This window comes from Lachnoclostridium phytofermentans (genome assembly GCF_000733755.1).
In the GTDB taxonomy this organism is placed as follows: domain Bacteria; phylum Bacillota; class Clostridia; order Lachnospirales; family Lachnospiraceae; genus Lachnoclostridium; species Lachnoclostridium phytofermentans_A.
On sequence record NZ_JPOF01000003.1, the window covers coordinates 1,268,505 to 1,293,814 of the forward strand.

Here is a 25,310-nt window from a genome sequence, read left to right on the forward strand (position 1 = left end):
GTTCTTCACTTTCATTATAATTTTGCCATTGCTTTCTTTTTGTACTAAAACTGTCAATATTGTATAATTTTTACACATTTTTATTTATATATCAGTATAACATTACCAAAGACTCTTTTCAACTCTAGCTACATAAAATTTTCCAAATATATGTTATTTTATTAACTATGTTATATCTTTTATTGTGCTTTCAGAACAATTAATTCTATATCTATTACATTTAAATTGTTAATAGTGCTTAATTGAATACACAATTTCATAATTTGTATTTGCTTTACTTGATTTTAAATACTGTTATTTGTTAAATATATATCATTGTGGATTTTTCACTAATATCATGCTATAATATTATTGTTTTTCGACAACATGTCATCGAAAAGATTGTTAAAAAACTATCAAGGAGGTTTTATCATGAGCTCACAGAAATCAACCGTTCCTTTTGCTGGAACAAAAGAGCAAGAGGAAGCACTTATTAGTGTCATAGAAGAGCTTAGAAGTGACAAAGGTGCCCTAATGCCTATACTTCAGAAGGCACAAGAAATCTATGGCTACCTTCCGATTGAAGTTCAAACCATAATTTCAAACACGTTAGATATTCCTTTAGAAAAAATCTATGGAGTAGTAACCTTTTATTCTCAATTCTCTCTTTTCCCAAAAGGTAAATTCAAAATTTCCGTATGTCTTGGTACTGCTTGTTATGTAAAGGGTTCTGGAGACATCTACAATAAACTTATGGAGAAGCTTGGTATCGCTAGTGGTGAATGCACTCCAGACGGAAAATTTTCTTTAGAAGCTTGCCGCTGTATTGGTGCTTGCGGTCTAGCCCCAGTTCTTACCATTAATGATGATGTATACGGAAGACTTTCCATTGACGACTTAGACGGTATTCTTGCTAAGTACGAATAATCAGATTTGTATCGTTTTTTTGTCATAAAATTATCTTTGTCTATAAAACATGAAATAGAGGAAATCAATTATGATGCCGGAAATCTCTCTGAACGTTTTGGATGTCGCCCAAAACTCCATTCGTGCAGATGCAACACTAATTGCAATAACTGTAACTGTAAATAGAAATAAGGATACCCTGACCATTGCCATTAAAGACAATGGTTGTGGCATGACGAAAGACCAAGTAACTCGTGTCTTAGATCCTTTTTATACAACAAGAACAACCCGTAAGATTGGGCTTGGAATCCCGTTTTTTCAACACGCGGCAATTGCCACAGGCGGTAACTTTTCTATAGAGTCTGTTGTAGGTGAAGGTACGGTAGTTACAGCAAGCTTTATACTCTCTCATATTGATCGGATGCCGCTTGGAGACATGACAAGCACGATGCATACGCTAATAACATTGAATAACCGGATAGATTTCTTATATACATACACAGTAGATAACAGAAGTTTTACCCTAGATACCAGAGAATTTCGAATGATTCTTGATGGAGTACCATTTAATACTCCAGATGTCTCTAACTATATACGAGATTTCTTAAGCGAGAATAAACAAGAAGTCGATCAAGGAATCATTTTCTAAGATAATTTGTCTAAATTTGTACAAAGACATCAATATTAACTTGATGTCTAGTGCTAAACAAGAAAAAGTTCGTTTACAGACCTTTTCCTTGTCATGAATTATATGCGCAAAAGATCTGCGCAGGAATGGAGGAATTATGAAATCTCTTGAAGAATTAAAAGCAATCCGCGAGAAGATGCAGAATCAGATAGGCCTTCGTAATGAAGCTGGAGCAAATATCCGTGTCGTTGTAGGTATGGCCACCTGTGGTATCGCAAGTGGAGCAAGGCCTGTACTCAATGCCCTTTCTAGTGCAGTCCAAGAAAAAGGCCTTACAAACGTAATGGTCACACAAACTGGATGTATTGGTTTATGTCAGTTTGAACCAATTGTAGAGGTTATGGAAGCCGAAAAAGAAAAGGTAACTTATGTCAAGATGACAGCAGAAAAAGCGCTTGAAGTAGTTGAAAAGCACTTGGTACGTGGTCAGATTATCAAAGAATACACGATTCAAAATTATATTAATTAGCGAGGAGGACCTAATATGTATCGTTCACACATCTTAGTTTGTGGTGGAACCGGTTGTACTTCCTCCGGAAGTCAGCAGATTCTTAATGCGTTACAGACTGAAATCGAAAAAGCCGGCCTTAAAGAGGAGGTTGCTGTAGTTCAGACAGGTTGCCACGGACTTTGCGCTTTGGGACCAATTATGTTGATTTATCCAGAAGGCACATTTTACTCCATGGTAAATGTAGACGATATCCCTGAAATCGTAACAGAACACTTATTAAAGGGCAGAATTGTAAAACGTCTTCTCTATAACGAGACCGTTACAGAAGATGGTATCAAAGCATTAAACGAAACAGATTTTTATAAAAAACAACACAGAATCGCTCTTCGTAATTGTGGTGTAATTAACCCTGAGAATATTGAAGAGTACATAGGAACAAGAGGCTACGAAGCACTTGGTAAGGTTCTTACTGAGATGACGCCAGATGATGTAATACAAGTCCTTTTAGACAGTGGATTACGTGGCCGTGGCGGCGGTGGATTCCCAACGGGATTAAAGTGGAAACTTGCAAAAGGAAACGATGCTGATCAAAAATACGTCTGTTGTAATGCCGATGAAGGTGATCCAGGTGCATTCATGGATCGTTCCGTATTAGAAGGTGACCCTCACGTAGTATTAGAGGCTATGGCAATTGCAGGTTATGCAATTGGAGCAGACCAAGGTTATATTTATGTTCGTGCAGAATACCCAATCGCAGTTGCTCGACTTGAAATTGCAATTAAGCAAGCTAGAGAGTATGGACTTCTTGGAAAGAATATATTTGGAACTGATTTCTCCTTTGATGTTGGTCTTCGTCTAGGTGCTGGTGCTTTCGTTTGCGGTGAAGAAACTGCTCTTATGACCTCAATTGAAGGAAACCGTGGTGAACCTCGTCCACGTCCTCCATTTCCAGCACAAAAAGGCTTATTCCAGAAACCTACTATATTAAATAACGTAGAAACCTACGCTAACATTCCACAGATTATTTTAAATGGACCAGAATGGTTTGCCTCCATGGGTACAGAAAAGAGTAAGGGTACAAAAGTATTCGCTCTTGGTGGTAAAATTAAAAATACTGGTCTGGTTGAAATTCCTATGGGTACTACTCTCCGTGAAGTTGTAGAGCAAATCGGTGGTGGTATTCCAAATGGCAAAAAGTTTAAAGCTGCTCAAACTGGTGGCCCATCTGGCGGTTGTATTCCAGTAGAACATTTTGATATTCCAATTGATTATGATAACCTTATTTCTATCGGTTCCATGATGGGTTCTGGTGGTCTTATCGTAATGGATGAAGATAACTGTATGGTTGACATCGCTAAATTCTTCCTTGAGTTTACAGTAGAGGAGTCTTGTGGCAAATGTACTCCTTGTCGAATCGGTACGAAGCGTATGCTTGAGATACTTGATAAGATTACAAAAGGAAATGGTACCTTAGAGGATTTAGATAAGTTAGAAGAACTTTGTTACTATATCAAAGATAATTCTCTTTGCGGTCTTGGTCAGACAGCTCCTAACCCTGTATTATCCACACTTCGCTACTTTAGAGAGGAATATGTTGCACATGTAGTAGATAAGAAGTGTCCAGCAGGTGTATGTAAATCCTTATTATCCTATACTATCGATGCAGACAAGTGTAAGGGATGTACTTTATGTGCACGTACTTGTCCAAATGGTGCAATCGAGGGTAAAGTTCGTGAAGCTCATGTTATCTTGCAAGAAAAGTGTATTAAGTGTGGAGCTTGTATGGAAAAATGTAAATTCGGCGCAATCAGTAAGAAATAAATGGCAGAATGGAGGTTATAATTAATGGCGAATATTAATATAAAAATCAACGGCATGGAAGTCTCTGCTCCAGCAGGTTCGACCATCTTAGAAGCTGCCAGATTAGCTCATATTGAAATTCCAACTCTTTGTTATTTAAAAGAAATCAACGAGATTGGTGCTTGCCGTATCTGTGTAGTAGAAGTAAAAGGTGCACGAAGCTTAGTAGCTTCTTGTGTATATCCTATAAACGAGGGTATGGAGGTGTTTACCAACACTCCTAAAGTTTTAAAATCAAGAAAAAGAACCCTGCAATTAATTCTTTCTAACCATGATAGAAGATGTCTCTCCTGTGTAAGAAGTGGGGATTGTGAGTTGCAAAAATTATGTAAGGATCTTGGCGTTGAGGATGAATCCCTCTACGATGGCGAGAAAGGAATCTATGAGCTCGATGAATCCGCAGCTCATATGGTTCGTGATAACAATAAATGTATTCTCTGTAGACGTTGCTCTGCTGTCTGTTCTCAAACACAGGGAATCGGAGTAATTGGAGCAAACGAAAGAGGATTTAAGACTAACATCGGTTCCGCATTTGAGATGGGTCTTGGAGAAACAAGTTGCGTATCTTGTGGTCAGTGTATCGCTGTCTGTCCAACCGGAGCTCTTTATGAGAAAGATAGCGTTGATGAAGTATTAGAAGCAATTGCAGATCCAGAGAAATTTGTATTCGTACAAACTGCTCCAGCTGTACGTGCAGGACTTGGAGAAGCATTTGGACTTCCAATTGGAACGAATGTCGAAGGTCAAATGATTGCTGCTCTTCGTCGTGTTGGTTTTGACAAAGTATTCGATACAAACTTCAGCGCTGACTTAACTATTATGGAGGAAGCAACAGAATTTCTTGATCGTGTACAAAATGGTGGCGTATTACCATTAATTACTTCCTGTTCTCCAGGATGGATAAAATACTGCGAGCACTACTTCCCAGAGATGACAGAAAACTTAAGTTCCTGTAAGTCTCCACAGCAGATGTTTGGTGCTATTGCAAAAACTTACTATGCAAAGAAGCTCGGTATTGACCCAGAGAAGATGGTTAGCGTAAGTATTATGCCATGTACTGCAAAGAAATTTGAGCTTGGTCGTGACGATCAATCCGCAGCCGGTGTTCCAGATGTTGACTATTCTTTAACTGTTCGTGAGCTTGCAAGACTTATTGATAAGGTTGGCCTTAACTTCTTATCCTTACCAGAGGAACAGTTTGACAATCCACTTGGTATCTCCACTGGTGCTGCTGTTATCTTTGGTGCAACTGGTGGTGTTATGGAAGCCGCTCTTCGTACCGCAGTTTGGAAGTTAACTGGTGAGAATAATGATTCTCCAATTGAATTTACGGAGGTTCGTGGAGTACAAGGAATTAAAGAAGCAACCTTCCATGTTGCTGGAATGGATGTTAACGTCGCTGTCGCTTCCGGACTTTCTAATGCCAGAGAACTACTTCTTAAAGTGAAGTCAGGAGAAGCAAACTACCACTTTATCGAAATTATGGGATGTCCAGGTGGTTGTGTCAATGGCGGTGGACAGCCACAGGTACCGGCAAGCATTCGTAATTTCACAGACATCCGTGCACTTCGTGCCAAAGTGTTATATGATGCAGATGCTGCAAACCCAGTTCGTAAGTCACATGAAAATAAGGCAGTGATGAAACTCTATGAAGAGTTCCTTGGTGCTCCTGGAAGCCATAAGGCGCATGATATCTTGCATACGACTTATGTAAAGAGAACCATTAACTAAGTTCAATTAATTAAAATAAAAAAATGTCTCTGTACAGTTCAAACTGCAGAGACATTTTTTATTTTTACCAGAACATATTTTATTTACTTTTTTCCTTTGTCTCTTTACATAGCTCAAATATTCGATCCATATTGAGATTAAAAAAGAAATAATATTTACCATTAACTGAAAAATCATCTTTATAGAATATTATTTCATTAGTTATGTTACCGTTCGTGTCTATCATAACGATTCCATAATCCCATCCTCCAGCTGGAAGCTTGATTGGTTTGTATACATAATATCCTTCATTCAACAATTGAAATAACTCTTCCTTTTGTTCCATATCAAATGGAATTATAACTTTCGCCATTTGCGAAAAGAAAAGTGAACAACGTCACGCATCCTAAAGTCCCTAATTAATTTATAATTCTTTATTACTGTAAAAACGAACAATACTTCAGCACCACTGATATAACAATCTTTTAAATCAAAAATAAACCAATCAAACAGTAATATATAATCAAGACTGCCACCAAAGAATATCTTGTCTATAAGGCTGCAAATTGCTCCTGATAACAATAGTACATAAATGGTTTTAGGTAGTATTCCCTCCTGTTTTGCACAGTAAAGATAATACTGGTAGGTAAAGTAAGCAAACACTATCACAATAACATTAATCAGTATTGCAACCCAGGGAGAGCGAAAAATATCTAAATAATTCCCCAGATAGGATTGGTTCGTATTTACTTTGGGTTTGAAGGCAAATATTCCTCTTACTATCAGAAAGCTTTTATCAAAATGATAATGTCGTATCATAGCCTTTATCACCTGATCAAGCGCTACTAACCCGCCAATTGTTATTCCTTTTTTTACGATTGGTTTCAAGAAAAATTCTCCCCTCTTTCTAATTAGAAACGAATTCTATATAAAACCTCTTCCTCCACCCATTCGCTATGTACCGGTTGAAATCCAAGTCTCTGATATAGTTTTCTCGCCTGATTATTATCTGGCTCAAAACTAATATAGACCATCTTCTGACCTTTTTCCTCTTTCATATACTGCAAAAGCTGCTTCATTGCTTCTGCACCAAACCCCTTTGATTGATACTTCTCATCAATCATAAACCGGATAATGAGATAGTGATACTCATCCGGATGCAGACAATACATTAAAAATCCAACCAACTCTTCTTCAAAGTAAATTGTCATTGGCATATAGTCCTTATGAATCTTTGCTTGTTCTAAAGAATAGTGGTTGGATACTAAGAAGCGGCGTTGGTCCTCTTTCACTTTTAGGTTAGTCACCGCATCGTAATTGGACTCTGTAATACCCCTAAGGGATACCAAAGGCTACCCTCTCCTCTCGATATGATATTCATTCGGGAAATTCCCCGGATATTCTTTGGTAAGTTCTTATATTATATAGTTAAATATCCCCATTTGCAACAATCTCTTTTTTATCATCTCTATCTCTAATATTTTATTAGTATCTCTATCTCTTTTTCTAGATTACTATCTCTTTTACTATATCACTATCCCTTTTACTATATTACTATCGCGTTTACTAGATCGTATCCCTCTTACTAGATTACTATCCCTTTTGCTTCATCATCATTATAACATTTCGTTTGCCAATACAGCGATAAGAAATCCCCAACGCTATCAATATTACAGATGCAAATAGCAAATAGTATTTTTCTGTTAAACTATCTCTTAATAATGAAAATAGATAAAAGTTGCCCAGTTTCTTTCCAGCCCCATAAGATAGAATATAGTATAAAACAGGTATCATATAAGCGATTGCTATATTATCGAATAGTGCGTAGAAGAAAATACCAAGCCCTCCTAAAAATAAAGCACTGATGATACCTCCAAAGTATAATTTCGCAAAATCAAATACACACTCTCCTTGTTTTAGGCAAATTAAAAAGATTGCCATTAAGATAAGTAAACAGACTAGTGCTTCTAGTAATCGAATAAGATGTACAGTAAGCATTGGTTCTTTCTTACTTGACAATAGATCTCGGATGTCCTTATCCTGATCAGGTAAAAATTGTGGGACAAAGAATACTACTCCAAGTAAGGATAAAAATAATTCAACAATCCGTGCACTTTGCAGTTCATTTAAATTCTCTATACTCATAGCGAGAGGTGCCACAAGGCAAAGTAACATCCCTAACACCAGGTGGGGAAGCAAATGATATCTAAAGTTGGTTTTTCCTATTGATACGTAACGCTCCATGAGATAAGCTTCCTCCTTTTCTTCTCCAATGATAGATTCCTATGGTTAACACTATCAGTAGGATTGCTATTGCTGTATACATTACACGATTCCTAATAAGTTCAGGTAAGACCTCTTGATAGATGTTATAATTTCCAAAACTATTAAACCTTGGAATTAGGTTAAATCCAACCATACCAGTCAACGATCCTTGATTGGAATTAATGCTTAAAAACCACCAGATTCCCTGAACTAAAATAGCACTTGCACTTTTAGTAAGTTCTGTGAAGAAAAATCCGACTGATACCGTAAGTAATATTGTAGGAGTCAGCCACCATAACACAACCCTAATAAGTGTAAAGAAATTTTCACTTTGCCCTACTGCCTTCATACTATACTGAGTTTGAAGAGTTGGAGAGATTGCTAATAAAAGAAGAGGAAGTAATGCCATAACAATTGTAGATAAGTAGCGGCTTAAAATAATACACGAAGACGCTGCTTGTTTGGAATCAATTACTTGAACTGCTTTCGCCCTGCGATCCCTAAGGCCTCTAGAAACTGCTAAGAACACTGGTAGAATGGCAAGTAAGATTCCCATATAGTCGCAAAACTGTCTTGCATAAGCATTTCCAATACCATCTTCCTTGATAAGTTCTTCATACTCACTAAGCGCCTGTTCATATGTCTTAGGTACATAGGCACTCGTTTTTATCTTTTCCGTCTGGTAGTCACTACCGCCTCCAATTAACTCATCAATCTGTTCCATCTGGCTGCAGAATTCTTGAAAACTTATGCTATCTAATGGCGCTATCTCTAGATCAAGCTGGTTTGCCATAATCATAGTACCATTCTTCAGCGCGTCTTCTTGAATCTGATTATTTTTTTCTTCCCATTTTATCCTTAATTCCGAGATCTCATATCCTGTAATATCTTCAATGATTTCTCCTATTTTTTCCTGTTTTTTTTCACTTAATACAACATTTTTAAGGAACCCGAAAGGATATGTTTTATATTGATTATCAAAAAACTCTTGAAGCAATCCCTTCGTTGTCATCTCCATCATCAATCGTTCCTCTGTACTGTAAGTAAAACCATAACTTTGGGCACCTGGCTTTGGCTTTGTAACTCCGTTATATTCTCCCATTTGCGTAATATAAAATAAGATTAAACAGGCAATAAACAGATAATACAGCATACTTTTTGCTATCTGGATACATTCGATTTTACATAGGGTTAAAAAGTTTTTCATACTTTCTCCCCCCTTGCCTGATTCATCAACCACATATAAGCATCTTCTACATTAGGCTCTACCAAAATAGCATTTGAAGGGTTTGAAGGATTATTCTCTGGGACTACGTATCGTACTGTAACCTTATTCCCCATCGTTAACATACCAGTCACTACAAAAGTTTTCTTAAGTTCCTCTAACTCCATTCTTGAGATCTCCGAAGAATAGATTTTCCCTCGCGCCTGCATCAGTAGATTCGCTACTGTACCGTGATAGATGATTTCTCCTTCATCCATGACCGCTATTTGCTCACATGTAGCTTCAATATCACCAACAATATGGGTCGAGAGAAGCACAATCCTGTCTTTCGCTATCTCACTAAGAAGATTTCTGAAACGTACTCTTTCTTCCGGATCAAGACCTGCTGTTGGCTCATCGACAATTAATACTTTCGGATTATGGAGAATCGCTTGTGCTATTCCAAGCCTTCTTCTCATTCCACCTGACATCGCTTTTACTTTCATTTTTCTATTATTTAAGAGGTTTACTTGTTCTAAAAGGTAAGGTATCCTCTCCTTCCTCTCCTTCTTTGTTAGGCCCGAAAGGACACCAAGGTAATCCATCGCATCGTAAGCACTCATGGATCCATACATCGAGAAATCTTGAGGAAGATAACCTATCATGCTTCTTATTTTTTTCGATTCCGTAATTGGTATACCGCATATTTCCACGGTGCCACCAGTCTGTGAATGAAGTGTAGCTAATACCTTCATTAGTGTTGTTTTCCCCGCCCCATTCTTTCCAAGCAAGCCAAACATACCTTCTGTTATAGTGAGGTTAACATTTTTTAATGCCTGCTTCGTTCCATAGAATTTATTAACGTTTTTTAGTATTATTTTAGTTTCCATACGACTCCTATCTGCTCAATGCGTTTGTATTGAAACGATTCTTTATTGTAAGCTTCGTCCCTGTTATAGATATAGAATACGATAGAAATCTCTACAAAAACTCTACAAAATCAAAAAATCTGCGCAAACGATAGCCCCACCCTTCATACTATTACTAAAGCTGATATTTCCTCCATGCTTTTCACACAATAACTTACATATCGTGAGTCCGATGCCAAAATGGTCTAAGTCACCAGAACTATCTGTATAGTAAGGTCTTTGAGCTTGATATAGTTCTTCCGGGGTAAATCCTCTTCCATCATCTCGGACATATAAATGCAATGTATCATTTTCACGCTCCAAAAGAACATCAATCGTAGAATTTCCGTATCTGATTGCATTCGATAATAAGTTTTCCGCAACTTCTAGAATAACATGTTCATCGAAGTAACATTCTTTTTCATCCACATTATTTGTTACCTTTATATCGATTGGATGAACCTGCATTAACCCTTTCGCTGTTCTTAGTAAAGCTTCCACTAAAACATCTGTGTTCCCTTTTTTCTTCGTCACCTCCATTGAATCGAAGGTGTGAATCTCCTTCATAGTCTCAGAAAACCGCTTAAGCCTAGTTAATTGATCTTGTACTAAAGATAAGGTACTCATTAGTTTTTCTTCACTTATCTTTCCTATAGGGTAATATTTCTTTAATAAGTCCGTGTACCCCTGCATCACAGTGATCGGTGTACGTAAATCATGTGCGAATGCTGCATTTAGACTTCTTTGATCTTCCATTAACCCCCAAACTATCTTTTGATTCTTTATTAATTGCTTTCTCATCTCATTAAAGGCAGCACAGATTTCACCCATTTCATCACCGCTCTCATACTGGCATTCATAACTTAAGTCATTTCTTCCAATACGTGCTGCTTCTTCCCGTAGTATCTTAATTGGCTCACTTAATTTATTCCGATAAAACATACTTGTTGTGATAAGAATAGCTAAAACTGAATATAGTAAAAGTGAGACTGGCTGTAGGATTTCAAAAAATAACAGGAGATTTTGGTCTTCTTTCGAAATTTCAGCGCCTGAAGAAAAATAACTAACATCACCAATCATATGATATCCCTCCATCACCTGATACTTTGATAATATTAAATTCCTCCAACTTTCACAAAACATCACGGTTGCTGTAAAGCAAATGATAACACCAATAATTGCAAGGATAATATAAATCCCTAAGGTCCTCCTTAGGGATGAATTTTTTAGCGTTTGTTTTAACTTTTCTATTTTTTCTTCTATATAGTCCATCGGTACCCCACTCCCCATACAGTCTCTATAAAGGTTTTGTCTGTATATTTCGATAGTTTCATGCGGATTCTTCTCACATGCTCTGTAATAATACTACTATCTCCCTCTTTATCAAATCCCCATAGCTTCTCATAGATGGTTTCTTTATCAAATACTCTCCCACGATTCATACTTAAGACCTCAATAATATCAAACTCTGTCTTTGTAAAGGCGATTTCTTTGTCTTGCCAACTAACCATTCGTTTGCTGTACTGAATCGCTAACCCATCAAAAAAGCTAACTTCTGCCTTTTGACTTTTTCTTTCTTCTCTACGAAGGTGCGCAAGTACCCTTGCTCCTAACTCCTCGATACTAAATGGTTTTATAATATAATCATCTCCGCCAACAAGTAAGCCTTGAATCTTATCTTCTTCCTGTGCTCTTGCAGTAAGAAATATAATAGGGCAAGATATGATATCTCTGATACGCTTACATACTGTAATACCATCAAGATTTGGCATATTGATATCAAGTAAAATTAAATCTGGATTTAACTCAATTTTACGGAGTGCCTCCTCCCCGCTCTTAGCACTATAGACTAGATAGCCTTCGAGTTCGAAGTAGTCTTTTAATAATAGTAATATTCCCTCATCATCATCGACGATTAACAATTTATATTTCATCATAGCCTCCCTATGTACCATTTTTCTATCTACAGTATAGTTGCACCTAATAGGAAATTCAATCAATATTTCAATATAATAATTTCATAAATTTATTATTCAATATTGAGTAACTATGTCATTCTCCCCTCTAAAGTGCATCTATCATAACTGTTTTTTACTGTTTGTGCGCATATACAATTAATTTATCACAATGGTGTCAAATTCCATTTTCTTGTAATTTATGTGCATTATGATATAATAAAGCTTATAAATTACAATTATGAATTTAGCATTTAAATTCATGATATATTAAGACTGCCAAACCGAACGCTTGTGTAGATCTCGATCATGAATTTAGTATTTATATTCATGATAAATCATTTTTAAATATTAAATTTGTGAGGTTGCTGTATGAATGTGAAGGAAGCAAATAGAATTGTAAATGAATTAAAAACTAATATTCAACAAGTAATTATCGGAAAAGACGATGTTATACTTAAAGTCATTACTACTCTTATCGCAGGTGGACATGTTTTGCTGGAGGATACTCCTGGTACTGGAAAGACATTACTTGCTAAGGCACTTGCTCGTTCCATCTCTCTGAATTTTAAACGTATTCAATTTACACCTGACCTGCTCCCCTCCGATGTAACTGGATTAAATATATATAATCAGAAGGAAGAAAGGTTTACATTTTTAGCTGGGCCCGCGTTTACGAATATTTTATTGGCAGATGAAATTAACAGAGCAACTCCAAGAACGCAATCTAGTTTATTAGAATGTATGGAGGAACACCAGATAACGATTGATGGGGAGACGAGAACTTTAACTGACCCATTTTTTGTTATTGCGACACAGAATCCAATTGAAACTGCTGGAACCTTTCCACTGCCTGAAGCTCAGATGGATCGTTTTATCATGCAGTTGTCTATGGGATATCCTACCGAGGCGGAAGAGCTTCGTCTGATGGATCGATTCATCTTAAATAATCCACTAACCAAGCTAAATCCAGTGTGTAGCGCAGAAGAAATTCTCTCCATTAGAGAATTTTCAAAAACTATTTTTATACATAACTCCATCAGAGAATACCTCGTTTCTATTGTTCAAGCAACTAGAAAACATCCTTCCATATCCGTTGGAGTAAGTCCGCGAGGTACGTTAGCTCTTATGAGAACTTGCCAAGTTTATGCCGCGATACAAAATCGTAATTACTGTCTCCCAGATGACGTAAAACAGCTGGCTCCTTGCGTATTAAAACATCGTGTACTTCTATACGGCAACTATAAGCAAGGATCTACCAAGCATCCGATCGATGAAATACTTCAAAGAGTACCAGTACCAACTGAGGATTTTAGTGAGATGAGGATAGGTTAAAAACTTCTTCCATTGGTAATTTGTAAACAAATTTGCAATTGATAAGAAAAGGCGTAAATCGCCAGAATCGAGGATACTATGAGAATTTTGACATCTTTTCTTCTCATTGGTCTTGTATACTATATTCAACGATATTTATACGAGAAATATTGGGATTATCAATTGAGAGTAACCTTATCTTTTGAAGATGGATTTGTAACCGAGGGCCAGAAATCTTATCTTATTGAATGTGTGGAAAACAATAAATTTTTGCCTATTCCACTCCTTCGTGTTAAATTTTCAGCTTCAAAGTACTTTATTTTTGGGAAAGAAAGTAATTCAAACGTTACGGATCAGTATTATCGTCATAATGTTTACTCTATTATTCCATACCAAAAAATCACGAGAAAGTACCCTTTTTTATGTAGCAAAAGAGGCTGTTACACAATCAATCATATTGATTTAATTTCCCGCGATTTATTTCTATCTGGAATACTAGCAAATCAGGTGCCTTGTGAGAGTACGATCCATGTCCTTCCAGGAACAGTTTCCTCGCTACATTATCCAAAATACCTGATTTCATCACTGCAGTCTATCATTCTTCAGTCTGCATTAACAGAAGATCCTTTTGAACTAAAAAGTATCCGTGATTATGAACCGTATGATAATATGCGGCATATTAATTGGAAGCAGACCGCAAGATCAGGACAATTAAAAGTAAATACTCATTTTCCAACAACGCAGCAGAATGTTTCCATCTGCCTAAACTTAGACCCTAATATTGTTTCACATCAAGAAGATCTACTAGAAGAAAGCATACGAATTGCTTTTACAATCGCTACTATGCTGAATGAAGCTAATGTACCTGTACGGTTTTTATGCAATGGGAAAGATATTTTTACAGATCAAACCATTCGAATGGAAGCAGGAAGTGGCAGACACTACTTAACTCAGCTTGGCGTATCCCTGGCAAGAATCGATTTAAAGAAATCAGTGAATAATTTCACCTCTACACTCGACCAATTTTTGTTACAAAGTCATCTGTCCCATCAACTAATACTTATATCTAATTACCGAAAACCTGACTTATTAGACGTCTATCAGAAACTTGTGGACTGTGGGTATTCTTGTTTTTATATCATCCCAATCCTAAAGTCTGTAGAAGTATTAGAAACACCAATTCCTAATACTATGATATGGGAGGTGGATTATCTTGAAACCACGTTATCAGAAACTCCTTGATGTATTCCACCTTGGAATGCTATTTCTTTTTTGTTGCACATTGACAATACCATTTTATCAATATATGAAACAACCTATAAGTGCAAGGCAGTTTGTTTTCTATGCTATTATCCTAATGTTTTCTTATCTGATCAACCGTTATGTAAGAAAGAATTTTTTTATATTTCTTTTTCCTCATTTAGCTATCTTTATTTTATTATTCTTCTTACCAATATTTATAGTAGATAAGTGCTTGTGTATTATTTTGTGGTCTTTTCTAGTAGGTTTTGATATTTTGTATTGGTGTAATAAAACACAAGCAAAAGTTATCTTCATGCCTCTTTGGATTGCTTTAATCTATCCTATTCTTTATTGGTATTTAGGTAAAAATTATACTGGTAGTTATCAGATTATTTCTTATTACTTTGGGATTTTATACTTGATTCTCGCACTACTATGTTCATATCTAAAGAATACGAAGTACATCGAACCGATTGAGGAACATACTGGGTATACACCAACTAAGGAAATTTTAAAAAGCAATAATCGTATGGTCTTTAGCATGGGGGGGATTCTACTTTTTGGTACCTTTTTTCTACGATATAGACCAGTAGAGGATTTCCTATCCTCCGCTATTTCATTTATAAAGCAAGGACTTACGGCTCTACTTACGTTTGTAATCAATCTATTTCGAAGTACTCCCAAAATCCCTGAGAGCGAAGATTTAAAACTATCTGATATACCACAGGATATTTTACCAAAGGGTACTGCAAACCCATTCTTTTCATTACTTCAGGAGATTCTAATTTTTATAGTTTGCTTTGCTCTTATTACTGGAGGTACCATTACTCTCTCCATATTAATATACCGTTTTATAAAAAAGTATCTTTATCATCCTCCTCAAACCACCACTTCGGATGAGGGTGATTTTTCTGTTATTGTAACCAAAGAACGTCTTCTGAGAACAGAGCCAAAAAAAGAAGACGTTGATAATCATCGAAACAATAACCAAAAGATAAGACATTATTATAAGAAAAAAGTAAAGCGCATGATAGAGAGAAAGAAATCTTTTGATCAGTCGCTAACGCCAAATGAGCGTGTCAATATTCCGGACTCTATTTCCGAGAAAGGTTTAGTGGAACTAACAACCTATTATAACCGTGCAAGATATAGCAATGATGCAATGACAAAAGAAGAGGCGAAAGAAGCAAAAACTTATTTATGAAAATAGATTATCCTTATGTTTACGTATAGTTCAGAAAAATTTATCATAAGATAGAATAAGAATTGTTCGGAGTAATACCACATGAAACAAATTATTAAAAAGCTATTGCTTCTATCCTGCCTATCCTTTTTTAGTGTTTCTCTAATCTCTTGTAAGAAGACAGATGGTGCACCAGAGAAAGATAGAGATTTGGAATTTACCGTTGTAGAGAATGCTGATTTACCAGAAAAATTAGCAAAATACATCGAAGAGAAGAAGACCAATCCATTTAAACTAACTTATGAAAATGAAGATTATCTCTACATAGTGCAAGGATACGGTGCACAAAAAAGTGGTGGCTATAGTATCTCTGTCGATGAACTTTATCTTGGAGACAATTGGATTTACGTAAAAACTAGCTTAATTGGCCCTGGAAAAAATGAGCCAGTAACTCAAAACATTACCTATCCATACGTAGTTATCAAAACGGAATTTATGGATAATGATGTTGTATTTCAATGATAAAAAAAGCAAAGCATTCTATTCAATGCTTTGCTTTTTTCTATGTATCAATGTAAAACAACAAGATTTAGTATATCAAAATGATGTTTAACCAACATATAGTATATTATACTAAATTTTTTTACTTTTTTCTATATTTTTGTTATTAATGCTCATGTATACTTATATACATTGTGCATTATCTCTTCTAATTCTAGTTCTAACTACCCAAATATTAGAAAGTAGAATATAAACATGCATAATATTACAATCTTTTGTTGTGCAATATTATTCTTTGGAACAAAATAATCGAACCTACATTCTCCTCCTAATTTGACTTTAATACTCTAGTATGCTATAGTATATTTATGATTTTCTAGTTTTTGGATATATCATGGCTACTAGTTATAACTTAATGTAATACTTTGTCAGATGATTCTATCAATAACTTTCTGCTTTCCTCTAAAAAGTGGACAACCCAAAGCTGTTTTAGAATCCTTTGAACAATAGTTTTGTATCACTTACTATAACAAGCATGTAAAGCGTCAAGTTTCACAGACCGTACTGCAGATTGGAGTATAATAATGAAGCAACCAGAAAACATGTGCAAGGTAAGAAACACTGTAGTTAATAACGTGGGGAGAAGAGTAAAAATCAAAGCAAATAAAGGACGTAATAAAGTAGATATTGCTGAAGGTATTATTGCTCAAACCTATCCATGTGTATTCTTAATTCAGGTCGAAGGCGAATTAGCTGAGTCCGTAAAGACAATGTCTTTTAGTTATACCGACGTTTTGACTAAGGAAGTGGAGTTGGTTCTCTGCTAATTAGCATGTCATAATACCTAATAATATAAAGCATATTTAACATATAAAGATGTCAAATATGATATTCCCATTGTTTTATGGTGTATCATAATTGACATCTTTTTAATTATACACATTGACATTTTACGTTTTTTTCTATATAATTAGTAATCATTATTAATATAATCATCATAAAGAAAGGAGTCAAGCTTGCAAACAACAAAATATAGTAGACAAAGAGAATCCATCAAAGATTATCTTGCTCACACCAAGGAGCATCCTACTGCCGACACCATTTATATGAAGGTTCGTGAAACTTATCCTAATATTAGCTTAGGAACCGTTTATCGTAATCTGAATCTTTTGGTTGAACAAGGCGAAGTAATAAAAATTAGCTGTGGCGATGGAAGTGACCATTTTGATGGTACAACAAGACCACATTACCATTTTATATGTTCTACTTGTAAAAAAGTGATGGATCTTCCTACATTATCTCTAGATCATATCGATACCTTAGCAGGGGCTAACTTTGCAGGTAAAATAGAAGGTCATTCCGCTTTCTTCTATGGGGCTTGTCCAGAATGCATGGCTAAGACTTCCAATAGTTTAATCCAGCAACCCACCTCAGATGAGATAGCGGATAAATAGATGATAATGTAATTCTCTAGTTGCGCATAAGAAAAAACCAGGATCTTTTCGAATCTAAAGGTCCTGGTTTTTTCTTATGTTGAAAAGAATATAAAATAAATTTAAAAAGATAGGAAAGAGGTATTGACATTTCATTTTATATGATGTATTATATCAATATCAGTAATGATTACTAATTTTTAAATCAATAACTTCAATAGAAAGATTATTACTAACAGTTCTACTATTTATATTATGTATTCTTTCTATTGTGCTATAAACAGAACCTTATTTTTAGGTCTGTATTGAAACAATAAAAATGTATTGAAATGAAAAGGAGATTATAAGTATGAAGAAGTTTGTATGTTCTGTATGTGGTTATGTTCATGAAGGAGATTCTGCACCTGAAGTCTGTCCAATCTGTAAAGCAGGTTCTGAAAAGTTTGCTGAGCAGTCTGGCGAATTCTCTTGGGCAGCTGAGCACGTAATCGGTGTTGCTCAGGGCGCTAGTGAAGATATTTTAAAAGATTTAAGAGATAACTTTACTGGAGAATGTACTGAAGTAGGTATGTACCTTGCGATGGCAAGAGTAGCCCATAGAGAAGGTTATCCAGAAATCGGTTTATACTATGAGAAGGCAGCTTATGAAGAAGCTGATCACGCTTCTAGATTTGCAGAATTACTTGGTGAAGTAGTAACTAACAGCACTAAGAAGAACTTAGAGTTAAGAGTAGCTGCTGAAAACGGTGCAACAGCTGGTAAGTTTGATCTTGCGAAACGTGCAAAAGAAGCTAATCTTGATGCTATTCATGACACAGTACATGAGATGGCTAGAGACGAAGCTAGACATGGTAAAGCATTCTTAGGCTTACTTCAGAGATACTTTCAGTAATTAATTACATTGCTTGTTTCCTTAGGGGAATACACTCCCCTGTATTCCCCTAGTTTTAAAATAACTCGCCCACCCTTGGCGAAATATTCTATACTCCCCTATGAAAGAAAGGTAAGACTTCTATGCCCATAGAAGCCTTACCTTTCTTATTAGTTATTTAGTATATTTGCGTGTTTTCTATCCCCATGCTATAATACCTAACAATAACGATAGCAATAACAACCTTTGTCGATATTACAAATAGAATAGGAGAATTCCATATGAAAACATACCGCTATTCCACTTTACTCTTTGATGCTGATGATACCTTACTCGACTTTAAAGCATCTGAGAGAGATGCTTTAGCTTATCTATTTGAACAGCTTAACATTCCTCTAACCAATGAGATTCGTTCCTACTACCTTGATATTAACCATAACTTATGGAAGGCATTCGAGCGTGGGGAAATCTCTCGAACCGATGTATTACATACTCGCTTTGTCACCGTATTAGATACATTACAAAAACAAGAAATTGCACCGTTAGAGCTTACCTTTGGTGGTAAACCAATCCATTCCTCAGAGCTAGAACCTCTATATCAGGCAAAACTTGCGATGGGGCATAACTTAATCCCAGGTGCAAAGGAACTCATCGAAACCCTACGCAAAACCCATCGTGTCTACATTGTCTCAAATGGTGTAGCCACAACCCAGCAAAATCGATTAAATGCCTCTGGACTATATCCTCTTTTTGAAGACATTTTTATATCAGAAATAACTGGATACCAAAAACCACAAGTTGAGTTTTTCCACTATTGTATTGACCGTATTCCTGATTTCTCTCCAGAGACAACTTTAATTATTGGAGATAGCCTTACTTCTGATATAAAGGGAGGTAATAATATCGGAATAGACACTTGTTGGTACAATCCACGCCAGGAAGAGAAGAATGTTGAGGTAACTGTTACCTATGAAATCCATACATTAGAAGATCTATATACAATTGTTTAGGTTTTTAGAATCTAGTTACCTTTCTATTGTTCTATCAATAAGGCCATCCCTTATATAGATAATGGATTATAAAATATAGTAGGGTTCTTTCATGAATCCTCTATATTTTTTTCTTATTTCATGAAAAGGTAAAGTTAGTAAGTTGTACTTTTCTTTTTCATGAATGTAAAATTAAAGGATACCTCTTTCGCTTTTTGTAACATCATAATAAATCATATCTACTATTTCTTCTTGGCTTAATTCCTTGGTAAGTATCTTTTCTTTTATACCTTCTATATAGTCCTTTTCCTTCCACCACTTTTTCATCTCAGCTTCACCAAATTCATCACAGTTTGGTTTTTTCCTATGGCGAATTAAAGTCTCTTCAAAGGATAAATCAAAATAATATGCATAAATATTGTGTTTATATTCTGAAAGTAACATCGTAAATAATTCTTTATACCAGATAAAATTTAGAATTCCTTCCAATATTACAACTTCACTATTTTCTCTTCCATAGTTTGCAAGCTCCATTAATAGAGAGATTGCTTTTGTATCCATGCCGTCTCTAACATATAATATTTCTCTTCTTATGACATCCTGCGATATAAGCATTGTTCCATGTCCAAACTTCATTTGTAAAGCTTTTGCAGTGGTTGACTTTCCACTTCCAGAGTTACCCCTAAGTATAATTAACTTTGCATTACAATTATGTATAATAAAATCACCTCCAGAACCTCCATATGTATTATGAAATATCACTAGTTTGGTTTATTATACAACTACAAAAATGTATTGTCATGAGTTAATTTTTTTCTCTAGTTATAAATACGTAACGCTTCAAGTATCTTAATATAAAAAATGAGAACTAAGACTTAATCTTAATTCCCATTTTTCTTTGTCTCTTTTAACAAACTCATTCATACCTAGTTGATATTATTTTAGTCCATATAATCTGGTATAGTTTATAATACATAACTGTGTATTTCTAAATTGTAATCTATTTATGATTCGCTGGCTCTATATTAATGGATTTTCCTTTAATCTTAGATTCCTTCATAACCTGAATAACATCAGCTGCATATTCTCTTGGCACTTCAACAAAGGTATACTTATCATACATATCGATGCTGCCAATCAGTTTTCCAGGCATTCCAGTTTCACCTGCAATCGCACCAAGAATATCGCCAGGTCTAATGTTCTGCTTTTTACCAAGATTGATAAACAAACGAACCATTCCTTGTTCCGCTCCAGTATCACCAAAGTCTGGAGTTACCTGTTCTTCCGCTTGATTTTCATTTCCCATAGACATCTTTAAAAAAGCAGCAGCAACATCAAGGGCTGTATAATCGGATTCATTAACTTTTGTTTCAATTAAAGAAATCATCTTTGTTAGATCTTCAGATTCCATGATCTCATTGATACGGTCTAAGATTTTTTCAGCCTTCACTGCGGTTACATCATTCACAGATGGAATAGGCATAATTTTAATCTTTGTTTTGCAATAACGCTGGATATCACGTAATTTATATACTTCTTTTCCAACTACTAACGTAAATGCACGTCCTGTTCTTCCTGCTCTACCAGTACGTCCGATACGATGTACATAGTACTCTTCATCCTGTGGTACGTCATAATTAAATACTGCTTCCACATCATCTACGTCAATTCCTCTTGCGGCTACATCTGTAGCAACTAAGATTTCTGCTTTGCCATTACGGAAGGAATTCATGACACGGTCTCTTTGTTGCTGCTTTAAGTCACCATGAAGTCCTTCTGCAAAAAATCCACGACCAGTTAATGAAGTAACTAATTCATCTACTTGACGCTTAGTATTACAGAATACTAAGCAACGCTTTGGAGAATACATATCCAGTAATCTAGATAGAACATCAACCTTATTCTTAGGTCTTACTTCGTAGTAGTACTGTTCAATCTTTGGAACTGTTAATTCCTTCTTTACTACCTTTACTAAAGCTGCATTCTTTTGATAAGTTCTGGCAATCTCCATAATTGGCTGAGGCATAGTTGCAGAAAATAATAATGTCTGACGTTCCTCTGGCATTTCCTTTAAGATAGTTTCAATATCTTCACGGAAGCCCATGTTTAACATCTCATCCGCCTCATCTAAAGCAATCATAGAAACCTTATCAAACTTTACTGTTTTTCTTCTCATATGGTCCATAACACGGCCTGGAGTACCAATTACAATCTGAACTCCTGCCTTTAATGCACGAATCTGTCTTGCGATGTCCTGACCTCCATAAATAGGAATCGCCTTTATTCCATGCATAAACTTAGAAAATTTATGCATCTCATCCGATACCTGAATTGCAAGCTCTCTTGTTGGGCAAAGTACCACTGCCTGTAATCCTTTTACCTTTGGATCTACCTTTTGTAAAATTGGTATCGAAAACGCAGCCGTCTTACCAGTCCCTGTCTGAGCTTGGCCTACAATATCTCTTCCTTCTAGTACAATCGGTATCGCTTGAGCCTGAATCGGTGTCATCTCTTCATAGCCAAGCTCCTCGATTGCTCTAAGAATCGGAGCTTGTAACTCCATTTCATTAAATCTAATTGTCATTCTTTACTTCCTTTCTAAAACGCATAGAAAGCACCATGCGCCTATCCACAATGTTATATCGGAAATTTCTACGCAGCATGGTTGGCACCGCGTTTCAGAAACATTTAGTGTATCTCCACTTCTTTCTATTTAAACCCGATGTATACGCACAAAAAGTGCTGTAAAATTACCATGATCAACTCAATTACCCATTGATACAGGGTGAATCTTACAACACTCCCTTTTCATTTAGTGTAAATGTCTATTCCGATAATACTTCGGCTTGTAGTATATCATTAAATGCTTATGGCGTCAAGGCGTTTTCCAGAAAGAAAAAATCTACTATAATAGGCAATTTGAGCTATTTTAGGTATTTCAGAGACTTTTACTTCCAGTATTTCACTGAAAAAATAACAATAAAACTCCTTCTATTGCATTATATTGGCTCGGTGATTTGATGATTGCAGTCATGTTGGTACCTTCTTAAAGCTCGAATCTAATACCCCTACTTCCCGAATAAGGAGTTTATTACTTATCTCTTAACCTTCGCAGTGAGCTTATCACCTTCTGCCTCAATTATGATAGTATCTCCTTCTTTTACTTGATCACCTAAGATTAGTCTAGCACTTAATGTCTCAACGTTCTTCTGAAGGTACCTTTTCAGAGGTCTTGCACCATAAACCGGATCATACGCTTGTTCAATTACTAACTGTTTTGCGACATCGGTTAATTCTACACGGATACTACGGTCTTCAAGTCGTTTATTTAAGTTGGTAATTAATAAATCAACAATGCTACGAATGTCTTCCTTATTTAATGGCTTGAATAGGATAATCTCATCCAAACGATTTAAAAACTCTGGTCTAAAATGAGCACGTAAATCTTCCATCACTAGGCTCTCTGCCTGAGTACTAATATCTCCTGCTTCATCGATGCCCTCTAATAAATAAGAGGAGCCAATATTAGAAGTCATAATTAAAATCGTATTCTTAAAGTCTACCGTACGGCCCGTGGAATCCGTAATACGACCATCATCAAGTACCTGCAATAAGATATTAAACACATCCGGATGAGCCTTCTCAATTTCATCAAATAACACAACAGAATAAGGCTTTCTACGAACAGCTTCCGTAAGCTGTCCACCTTCATCGTATCCTACATATCCTGGAGGTGCTCCAATTAATCTGCTGACAGAATATTTCTCCATATACTCACTCATATCGATACGAACTATATTTTGTTCATTATCAAATAAAGATTCTGCAAGTGCTTTGGCAAGTTCTGTTTTACCGACACCAGTTGGTCCAAGGAATAAGAAGGAGCCTATTGGTTTACTTGGATCTTTAATACCAGCCTTAGAGCGAAGGAGAGCATCTGCGACACGTCTTACACCATCCTCTTGCCCTATCACTCTCCTATGAAGCTCCTCGTCAAGATGGAGTGTTTTATTTCGTTCGCTTTCCGTTAACTTTGCTACCGGAATTCCTGTCCAACGAGAAACGATACGTGCAATTTCTTCCTCACTCACACTTTCATGAACCAAGGTGTGAGCTTCTTGTTTCACTTTCTCTTCCTCTAGTTCAAGTTGCCTACGAAGAATTGGTAAACGTCCATATTTTAATTCCGCTGCTTTATTTAGATCATAGTTTAACTCTGCATTTTGTATTTCATTATTTATGGCTTCCAATTCTTCTCGAAGCTTTTGAACTTTTTCTACCGCAGCCTTCTCATTATCCCATTTTGCCTTTTGTACATTAAATTCTTCACGAAGCTCTGCTAACTCTTTTTGTAAACTTGCTAAACGCTCTTTACTTAATCGATCATCCTCTTTCTTTAGCGCTGCTTCTTCGATTTCCATCTGCATAATACGACGCGAGATATCATCAAGCTCGGTAGGCATCGAATCAAGCTCTGTCTTTATTAATGCACAAGCTTCATCCACTAAATCGATTGCTTTATCCGGAAGAAAACGATCTGAGATATATCGGTTACTTAAAACTGCTGCACTCACTAAGGCGGCATCTGTAATTTTTACCCCATGGAACACTTCATAACGTTCTTTCAGACCACGTAAAATAGAAATAGTATCTTCAACCGTTGGCTCATCCACCATGACTGGCTGGAATCTTCTCTCTAGGGCTGCATCCTTTTCAATATACATACGATATTCATTTAAAGTTGTAGCACCGATACAATGGAGTTCCCCACGAGCTAACATCGGTTTTAACATGTTGCCTGCATCCATGGCTCCATCCGTCTTACCTGCACCGACAATTGTATGGAGCTCATCAATAAATAGGATAATTTGACCATCGCTATTCTTCACATCATCAAGAACTGCTTTTAAACGCTCTTCAAACTCTCCACGGTACTTTGCACCTGCTACCAGGGCACCCATGTCAAGAGCAAATAAACGCTTGTCCTTTAACCCTTCTGGCACATCACCACGTACAATACGCTGCGCTAATCCTTCTACTACAGCAGTTTTACCAACCCCTGGTTCACCAATTAGCACTGGATTATTCTTTGTCTTACGGGATAATATACGAACTACATTACGGATTTCACTATCACGACCAATGACTGGATCTAGCTTTTGGTTCTTTGCACGCTCTACTAAATCAACCCCATATTTCTCCAGTGTATCATAGGTTGCTTCCGGATTATCGCTTCGAACCTGTTGGTTACCACGAACAGAAGCAAGCGCAGTTAAAAATCGGTCTTTATTAATATTAAAATCTTTTAATAGTTGTGCAATCTCCTTGTTTGGATACTTTAACATACTAAGGAACAGATGCTCCACAGAAACATACTGATCTCCCATTGCTGAAGCTTCATTCTCTGCGTAAATTAATACCTTGTTTAAGTCATTACTGATATAGACATCCCCACCAGTAACCTTCGGACGTTTGTTTAATAATCCCTGTAGCTGAGCAAGAAACACTTCTGTGTTAATGTCCATCTTTTGAAATAATTTTGGCAACAAGCCTTCCTTATCGTTTAACAGACAGTACAAAAAGTGTTCTTCGTCAATCTGCTGATGTCCATACTCATAAGCCAGTTTTTCACAGTCTTGCACTGCTTTTAATGATTTTTGAGTAAACTTACTAATATTCATACTAACCTCCAATCTGTGTACTTTCGCACACTTATGAAATAAAAGGAAACCAAATTTCTTTGAGTGTATAATCCTACTTTAAAGATTGTGATTCTAAAAAATAGTAGGAACTACCGACTTCGGAAATTGGCTTTTTAACATGATCTGTTTGCTAATTGCTGTTTGCTCCT

General features: G+C 36.1%; 24 protein-coding genes. 13 read left to right on the forward strand and 11 right to left on the reverse strand.

Going from position 1 to position 25,310, the window contains the following annotated elements:
• The first annotated feature begins 411 nt into the window (after positions 1-411).
• The 5 genes from CC92_RS0110995 to CC92_RS0111015 all read left to right on the forward strand — a co-directional run bounded on the left by CC92_RS0110995 (position 412) and on the right by CC92_RS0111015 (position 5,615).
• Positions 412-906 (forward strand): complex I 24 kDa subunit family protein, encoded by a 495-nt coding sequence (locus tag CC92_RS0110995; RefSeq protein ID WP_029502834.1) that lies wholly within the window; start codon positions 412-414, stop codon positions 904-906.
• A gap of 70 nt (positions 907-976) precedes the next feature.
• On the forward strand, positions 977-1,534 hold the full coding sequence (locus CC92_RS0111000; RefSeq protein WP_029502833.1) for an ATP-binding protein: 558 nt from the start codon (positions 977-979) through the stop codon (positions 1,532-1,534).
• A 136-nt stretch (positions 1,535-1,670) separates the two neighbouring features.
• Complete coding sequence (locus CC92_RS0111005) at positions 1,671-2,042, forward strand: (2Fe-2S) ferredoxin domain-containing protein (protein ID WP_029502832.1); 372 nt, start codon at positions 1,671-1,673, stop codon at positions 2,040-2,042.
• Positions 2,043-2,057: 15 nt separating this feature from the next.
• Positions 2,058-3,845 (forward strand): NADH-quinone oxidoreductase subunit NuoF, encoded by a 1,788-nt coding sequence (locus tag CC92_RS0111010; RefSeq protein WP_029502831.1) that lies wholly within the window; start codon positions 2,058-2,060, stop codon positions 3,843-3,845.
• Between the two features lie 24 nt (positions 3,846-3,869).
• Entirely contained in the window at positions 3,870-5,615 is a 1,746-nt protein-coding gene (locus CC92_RS0111015) for an NADH-dependent [FeFe] hydrogenase, group A6 (protein WP_029502830.1), read from the forward strand.
• 79 nt (positions 5,616-5,694) lie between these two features.
• On the opposite strand, the gene CC92_RS0111020 is transcribed toward CC92_RS0111015, so the two are convergent.
• The 8 genes from CC92_RS0111020 to CC92_RS0111055 all read right to left on the reverse strand — a co-directional run bounded on the left by CC92_RS0111020 (position 5,695) and on the right by CC92_RS0111055 (position 11,905).
• Positions 5,695-5,913, reverse strand: coding sequence for a hypothetical protein (locus CC92_RS0111020; RefSeq protein ID WP_155998347.1), 219 nt, complete (start codon positions 5,911-5,913; stop codon positions 5,695-5,697).
• 38 nt (positions 5,914-5,951) lie between these two features.
• On the reverse strand, positions 5,952-6,482 hold the full coding sequence (locus tag CC92_RS0111025) for a signal peptidase II (protein WP_051650703.1): 531 nt from the start codon (positions 6,480-6,482) through the stop codon (positions 5,952-5,954).
• Positions 6,483-6,505: 23 nt separating this feature from the next.
• A complete protein-coding gene (locus tag CC92_RS0111030) occupies positions 6,506-6,943 on the reverse strand; it encodes a GNAT family N-acetyltransferase (RefSeq protein ID WP_029502827.1) in 438 nt (145 codons plus the stop codon).
• 244 nt (positions 6,944-7,187) lie between these two features.
• A complete protein-coding gene (locus tag CC92_RS21640) occupies positions 7,188-7,838 on the reverse strand; it encodes a hypothetical protein (protein ID WP_051650702.1) in 651 nt (216 codons plus the stop codon).
• Entirely contained in the window at positions 7,801-9,066 is a 1,266-nt protein-coding gene (locus CC92_RS20960) for a hypothetical protein (RefSeq protein WP_051650701.1), read from the reverse strand. The genes CC92_RS21640 and CC92_RS20960 overlap by 38 nt, the downstream gene beginning before the upstream one ends.
• Positions 9,063-9,953, reverse strand: coding sequence for an ABC transporter ATP-binding protein (locus CC92_RS0111045; protein ID WP_029502824.1), 891 nt, complete (start codon positions 9,951-9,953; stop codon positions 9,063-9,065). The genes CC92_RS20960 and CC92_RS0111045 overlap by 4 nt, the downstream gene beginning before the upstream one ends.
• A gap of 102 nt (positions 9,954-10,055) precedes the next feature.
• Positions 10,056-11,243: a HAMP domain-containing sensor histidine kinase gene (locus CC92_RS0111050; RefSeq protein WP_029502823.1), complete on the reverse strand. Its 1,188-nt coding sequence runs from the start codon at positions 11,241-11,243 to the stop codon at positions 10,056-10,058.
• Positions 11,231-11,905: a response regulator transcription factor gene (locus CC92_RS0111055; RefSeq protein ID WP_029502822.1), complete on the reverse strand. Its 675-nt coding sequence runs from the start codon at positions 11,903-11,905 to the stop codon at positions 11,231-11,233. Before CC92_RS0111055 ends, CC92_RS0111050 begins: the two co-directional genes overlap by 13 nt.
• Before the next feature lie 393 nt (positions 11,906-12,298).
• Here CC92_RS0111055 and CC92_RS0111060 point away from each other — a divergent pair, with 393 nt between their 5' ends.
• The 8 genes from CC92_RS0111060 to CC92_RS0111095 all read left to right on the forward strand — a co-directional run bounded on the left by CC92_RS0111060 (position 12,299) and on the right by CC92_RS0111095 (position 19,480).
• Positions 12,299-13,261, forward strand: coding sequence for an AAA family ATPase (locus tag CC92_RS0111060; RefSeq protein ID WP_029502821.1), 963 nt, complete (start codon positions 12,299-12,301; stop codon positions 13,259-13,261).
• A gap of 78 nt (positions 13,262-13,339) precedes the next feature.
• Complete coding sequence (locus tag CC92_RS0111065) at positions 13,340-14,482, forward strand: DUF58 domain-containing protein (RefSeq protein ID WP_029502820.1); 1,143 nt, start codon at positions 13,340-13,342, stop codon at positions 14,480-14,482.
• Positions 14,454-15,686 carry a hypothetical protein gene (locus CC92_RS0111070; RefSeq protein ID WP_029502819.1) on the forward strand — a complete coding sequence of 411 codons (1,233 nt, stop codon included), beginning with the start codon at positions 14,454-14,456 and terminating at the stop codon, positions 15,684-15,686. The genes CC92_RS0111065 and CC92_RS0111070 overlap by 29 nt, the downstream gene beginning before the upstream one ends.
• Before the next feature lie 81 nt (positions 15,687-15,767).
• Positions 15,768-16,187 carry a protease complex subunit PrcB family protein gene (locus tag CC92_RS0111075; RefSeq protein WP_029502818.1) on the forward strand — a complete coding sequence of 140 codons (420 nt, stop codon included), beginning with the start codon at positions 15,768-15,770 and terminating at the stop codon, positions 16,185-16,187.
• 563 nt (positions 16,188-16,750) lie between these two features.
• Positions 16,751-16,993, forward strand: coding sequence for a Veg family protein (locus CC92_RS0111080; protein ID WP_012201809.1), 243 nt, complete (start codon positions 16,751-16,753; stop codon positions 16,991-16,993).
• A gap of 189 nt (positions 16,994-17,182) precedes the next feature.
• Positions 17,183-17,620, forward strand: a complete 438-nt coding sequence (locus tag CC92_RS0111085; RefSeq protein WP_029502817.1) for a Fur family transcriptional regulator — start codon at positions 17,183-17,185, stop codon at positions 17,618-17,620.
• Positions 17,621-17,948: 328 nt separating this feature from the next.
• Positions 17,949-18,491: an NADH peroxidase gene (locus CC92_RS0111090; protein ID WP_029502816.1), complete on the forward strand. Its 543-nt coding sequence runs from the start codon at positions 17,949-17,951 to the stop codon at positions 18,489-18,491.
• Between the two features lie 260 nt (positions 18,492-18,751).
• Positions 18,752-19,480, forward strand: a complete 729-nt coding sequence (locus CC92_RS0111095; RefSeq protein ID WP_029502815.1) for a YjjG family noncanonical pyrimidine nucleotidase — start codon at positions 18,752-18,754, stop codon at positions 19,478-19,480.
• A gap of 171 nt (positions 19,481-19,651) precedes the next feature.
• Here CC92_RS0111095 and CC92_RS0111100 read toward each other — a convergent pair whose 3' ends face one another.
• The 3 genes from CC92_RS0111100 to clpB form a co-directional block, all read right to left on the reverse strand.
• Positions 19,652-20,221 carry a kinase gene (locus CC92_RS0111100; RefSeq protein WP_242841341.1) on the reverse strand — a complete coding sequence of 190 codons (570 nt, stop codon included), beginning with the start codon at positions 20,219-20,221 and terminating at the stop codon, positions 19,652-19,654.
• A 238-nt stretch (positions 20,222-20,459) separates the two neighbouring features.
• Positions 20,460-22,043: a DEAD/DEAH box helicase gene (locus tag CC92_RS0111105; protein WP_029502813.1), complete on the reverse strand. Its 1,584-nt coding sequence runs from the start codon at positions 22,041-22,043 to the stop codon at positions 20,460-20,462.
• A gap of 511 nt (positions 22,044-22,554) precedes the next feature.
• Complete coding sequence (clpB, locus tag CC92_RS0111110) at positions 22,555-25,140, reverse strand: ATP-dependent chaperone ClpB (RefSeq protein WP_029502812.1); 2,586 nt, start codon at positions 25,138-25,140, stop codon at positions 22,555-22,557.
• Between the last annotated feature and the right edge of the window lie 170 nt (positions 25,141-25,310).

What these genes read in the sequence shown, in the direction of transcription:
- CC92_RS0110995 (WP_029502834.1), top strand. Translation starts at nt 412, where the DNA reads ATGAGCTCACAGAAATCAACCGTTCCTTTTGCTGGAACAAAAGAGCAA.
- CC92_RS0111000 (WP_029502833.1), top strand. Translation starts at nt 977, where the DNA reads ATGATGCCGGAAATCTCTCTGAACGTTTTGGATGTCGCCCAAAACTCC.
- CC92_RS0111005 (WP_029502832.1), top strand. Translation starts at nt 1,671, where the DNA reads ATGAAATCTCTTGAAGAATTAAAAGCAATCCGCGAGAAGATGCAGAAT.
- CC92_RS0111010 (WP_029502831.1), top strand. Translation starts at nt 2,058, where the DNA reads ATGTATCGTTCACACATCTTAGTTTGTGGTGGAACCGGTTGTACTTCC.
- CC92_RS0111015 (WP_029502830.1), top strand. Translation starts at nt 3,870, where the DNA reads ATGGCGAATATTAATATAAAAATCAACGGCATGGAAGTCTCTGCTCCA.
- CC92_RS21640 (WP_051650702.1), bottom strand. Translation starts at nt 7,838, where the DNA reads ATGGAGCGTTACGTATCAATAGGAAAAACCAACTTTAGATATCATTTG.
- CC92_RS20960 (WP_051650701.1), bottom strand. Translation starts at nt 9,066, where the DNA reads ATGAAAAACTTTTTAACCCTATGTAAAATCGAATGTATCCAGATAGCA.
- CC92_RS0111045 (WP_029502824.1), bottom strand. Translation starts at nt 9,953, where the DNA reads ATGGAAACTAAAATAATACTAAAAAACGTTAATAAATTCTATGGAACG.
- CC92_RS0111050 (WP_029502823.1), bottom strand. Translation starts at nt 11,243, where the DNA reads ATGGACTATATAGAAGAAAAAATAGAAAAGTTAAAACAAACGCTAAAA.
- CC92_RS0111055 (WP_029502822.1), bottom strand. Translation starts at nt 11,905, where the DNA reads ATGAAATATAAATTGTTAATCGTCGATGATGATGAGGGAATATTACTA.
- CC92_RS0111060 (WP_029502821.1), top strand. Translation starts at nt 12,299, where the DNA reads ATGAATGTGAAGGAAGCAAATAGAATTGTAAATGAATTAAAAACTAAT.
- CC92_RS0111065 (WP_029502820.1), top strand. Translation starts at nt 13,340, where the DNA reads ATGAGAATTTTGACATCTTTTCTTCTCATTGGTCTTGTATACTATATT.
- CC92_RS0111075 (WP_029502818.1), top strand. Translation starts at nt 15,768, where the DNA reads ATGAAACAAATTATTAAAAAGCTATTGCTTCTATCCTGCCTATCCTTT.
- CC92_RS0111080 (WP_012201809.1), top strand. Translation starts at nt 16,751, where the DNA reads ATGAAGCAACCAGAAAACATGTGCAAGGTAAGAAACACTGTAGTTAAT.
- CC92_RS0111090 (WP_029502816.1), top strand. Translation starts at nt 17,949, where the DNA reads ATGAAGAAGTTTGTATGTTCTGTATGTGGTTATGTTCATGAAGGAGAT.
- CC92_RS0111095 (WP_029502815.1), top strand. Translation starts at nt 18,752, where the DNA reads ATGAAAACATACCGCTATTCCACTTTACTCTTTGATGCTGATGATACC.
- CC92_RS0111105 (WP_029502813.1), bottom strand. Translation starts at nt 22,043, where the DNA reads ATGACAATTAGATTTAATGAAATGGAGTTACAAGCTCCGATTCTTAGA.
- clpB (WP_029502812.1), bottom strand. Translation starts at nt 25,140, where the DNA reads ATGAATATTAGTAAGTTTACTCAAAAATCATTAAAAGCAGTGCAAGAC.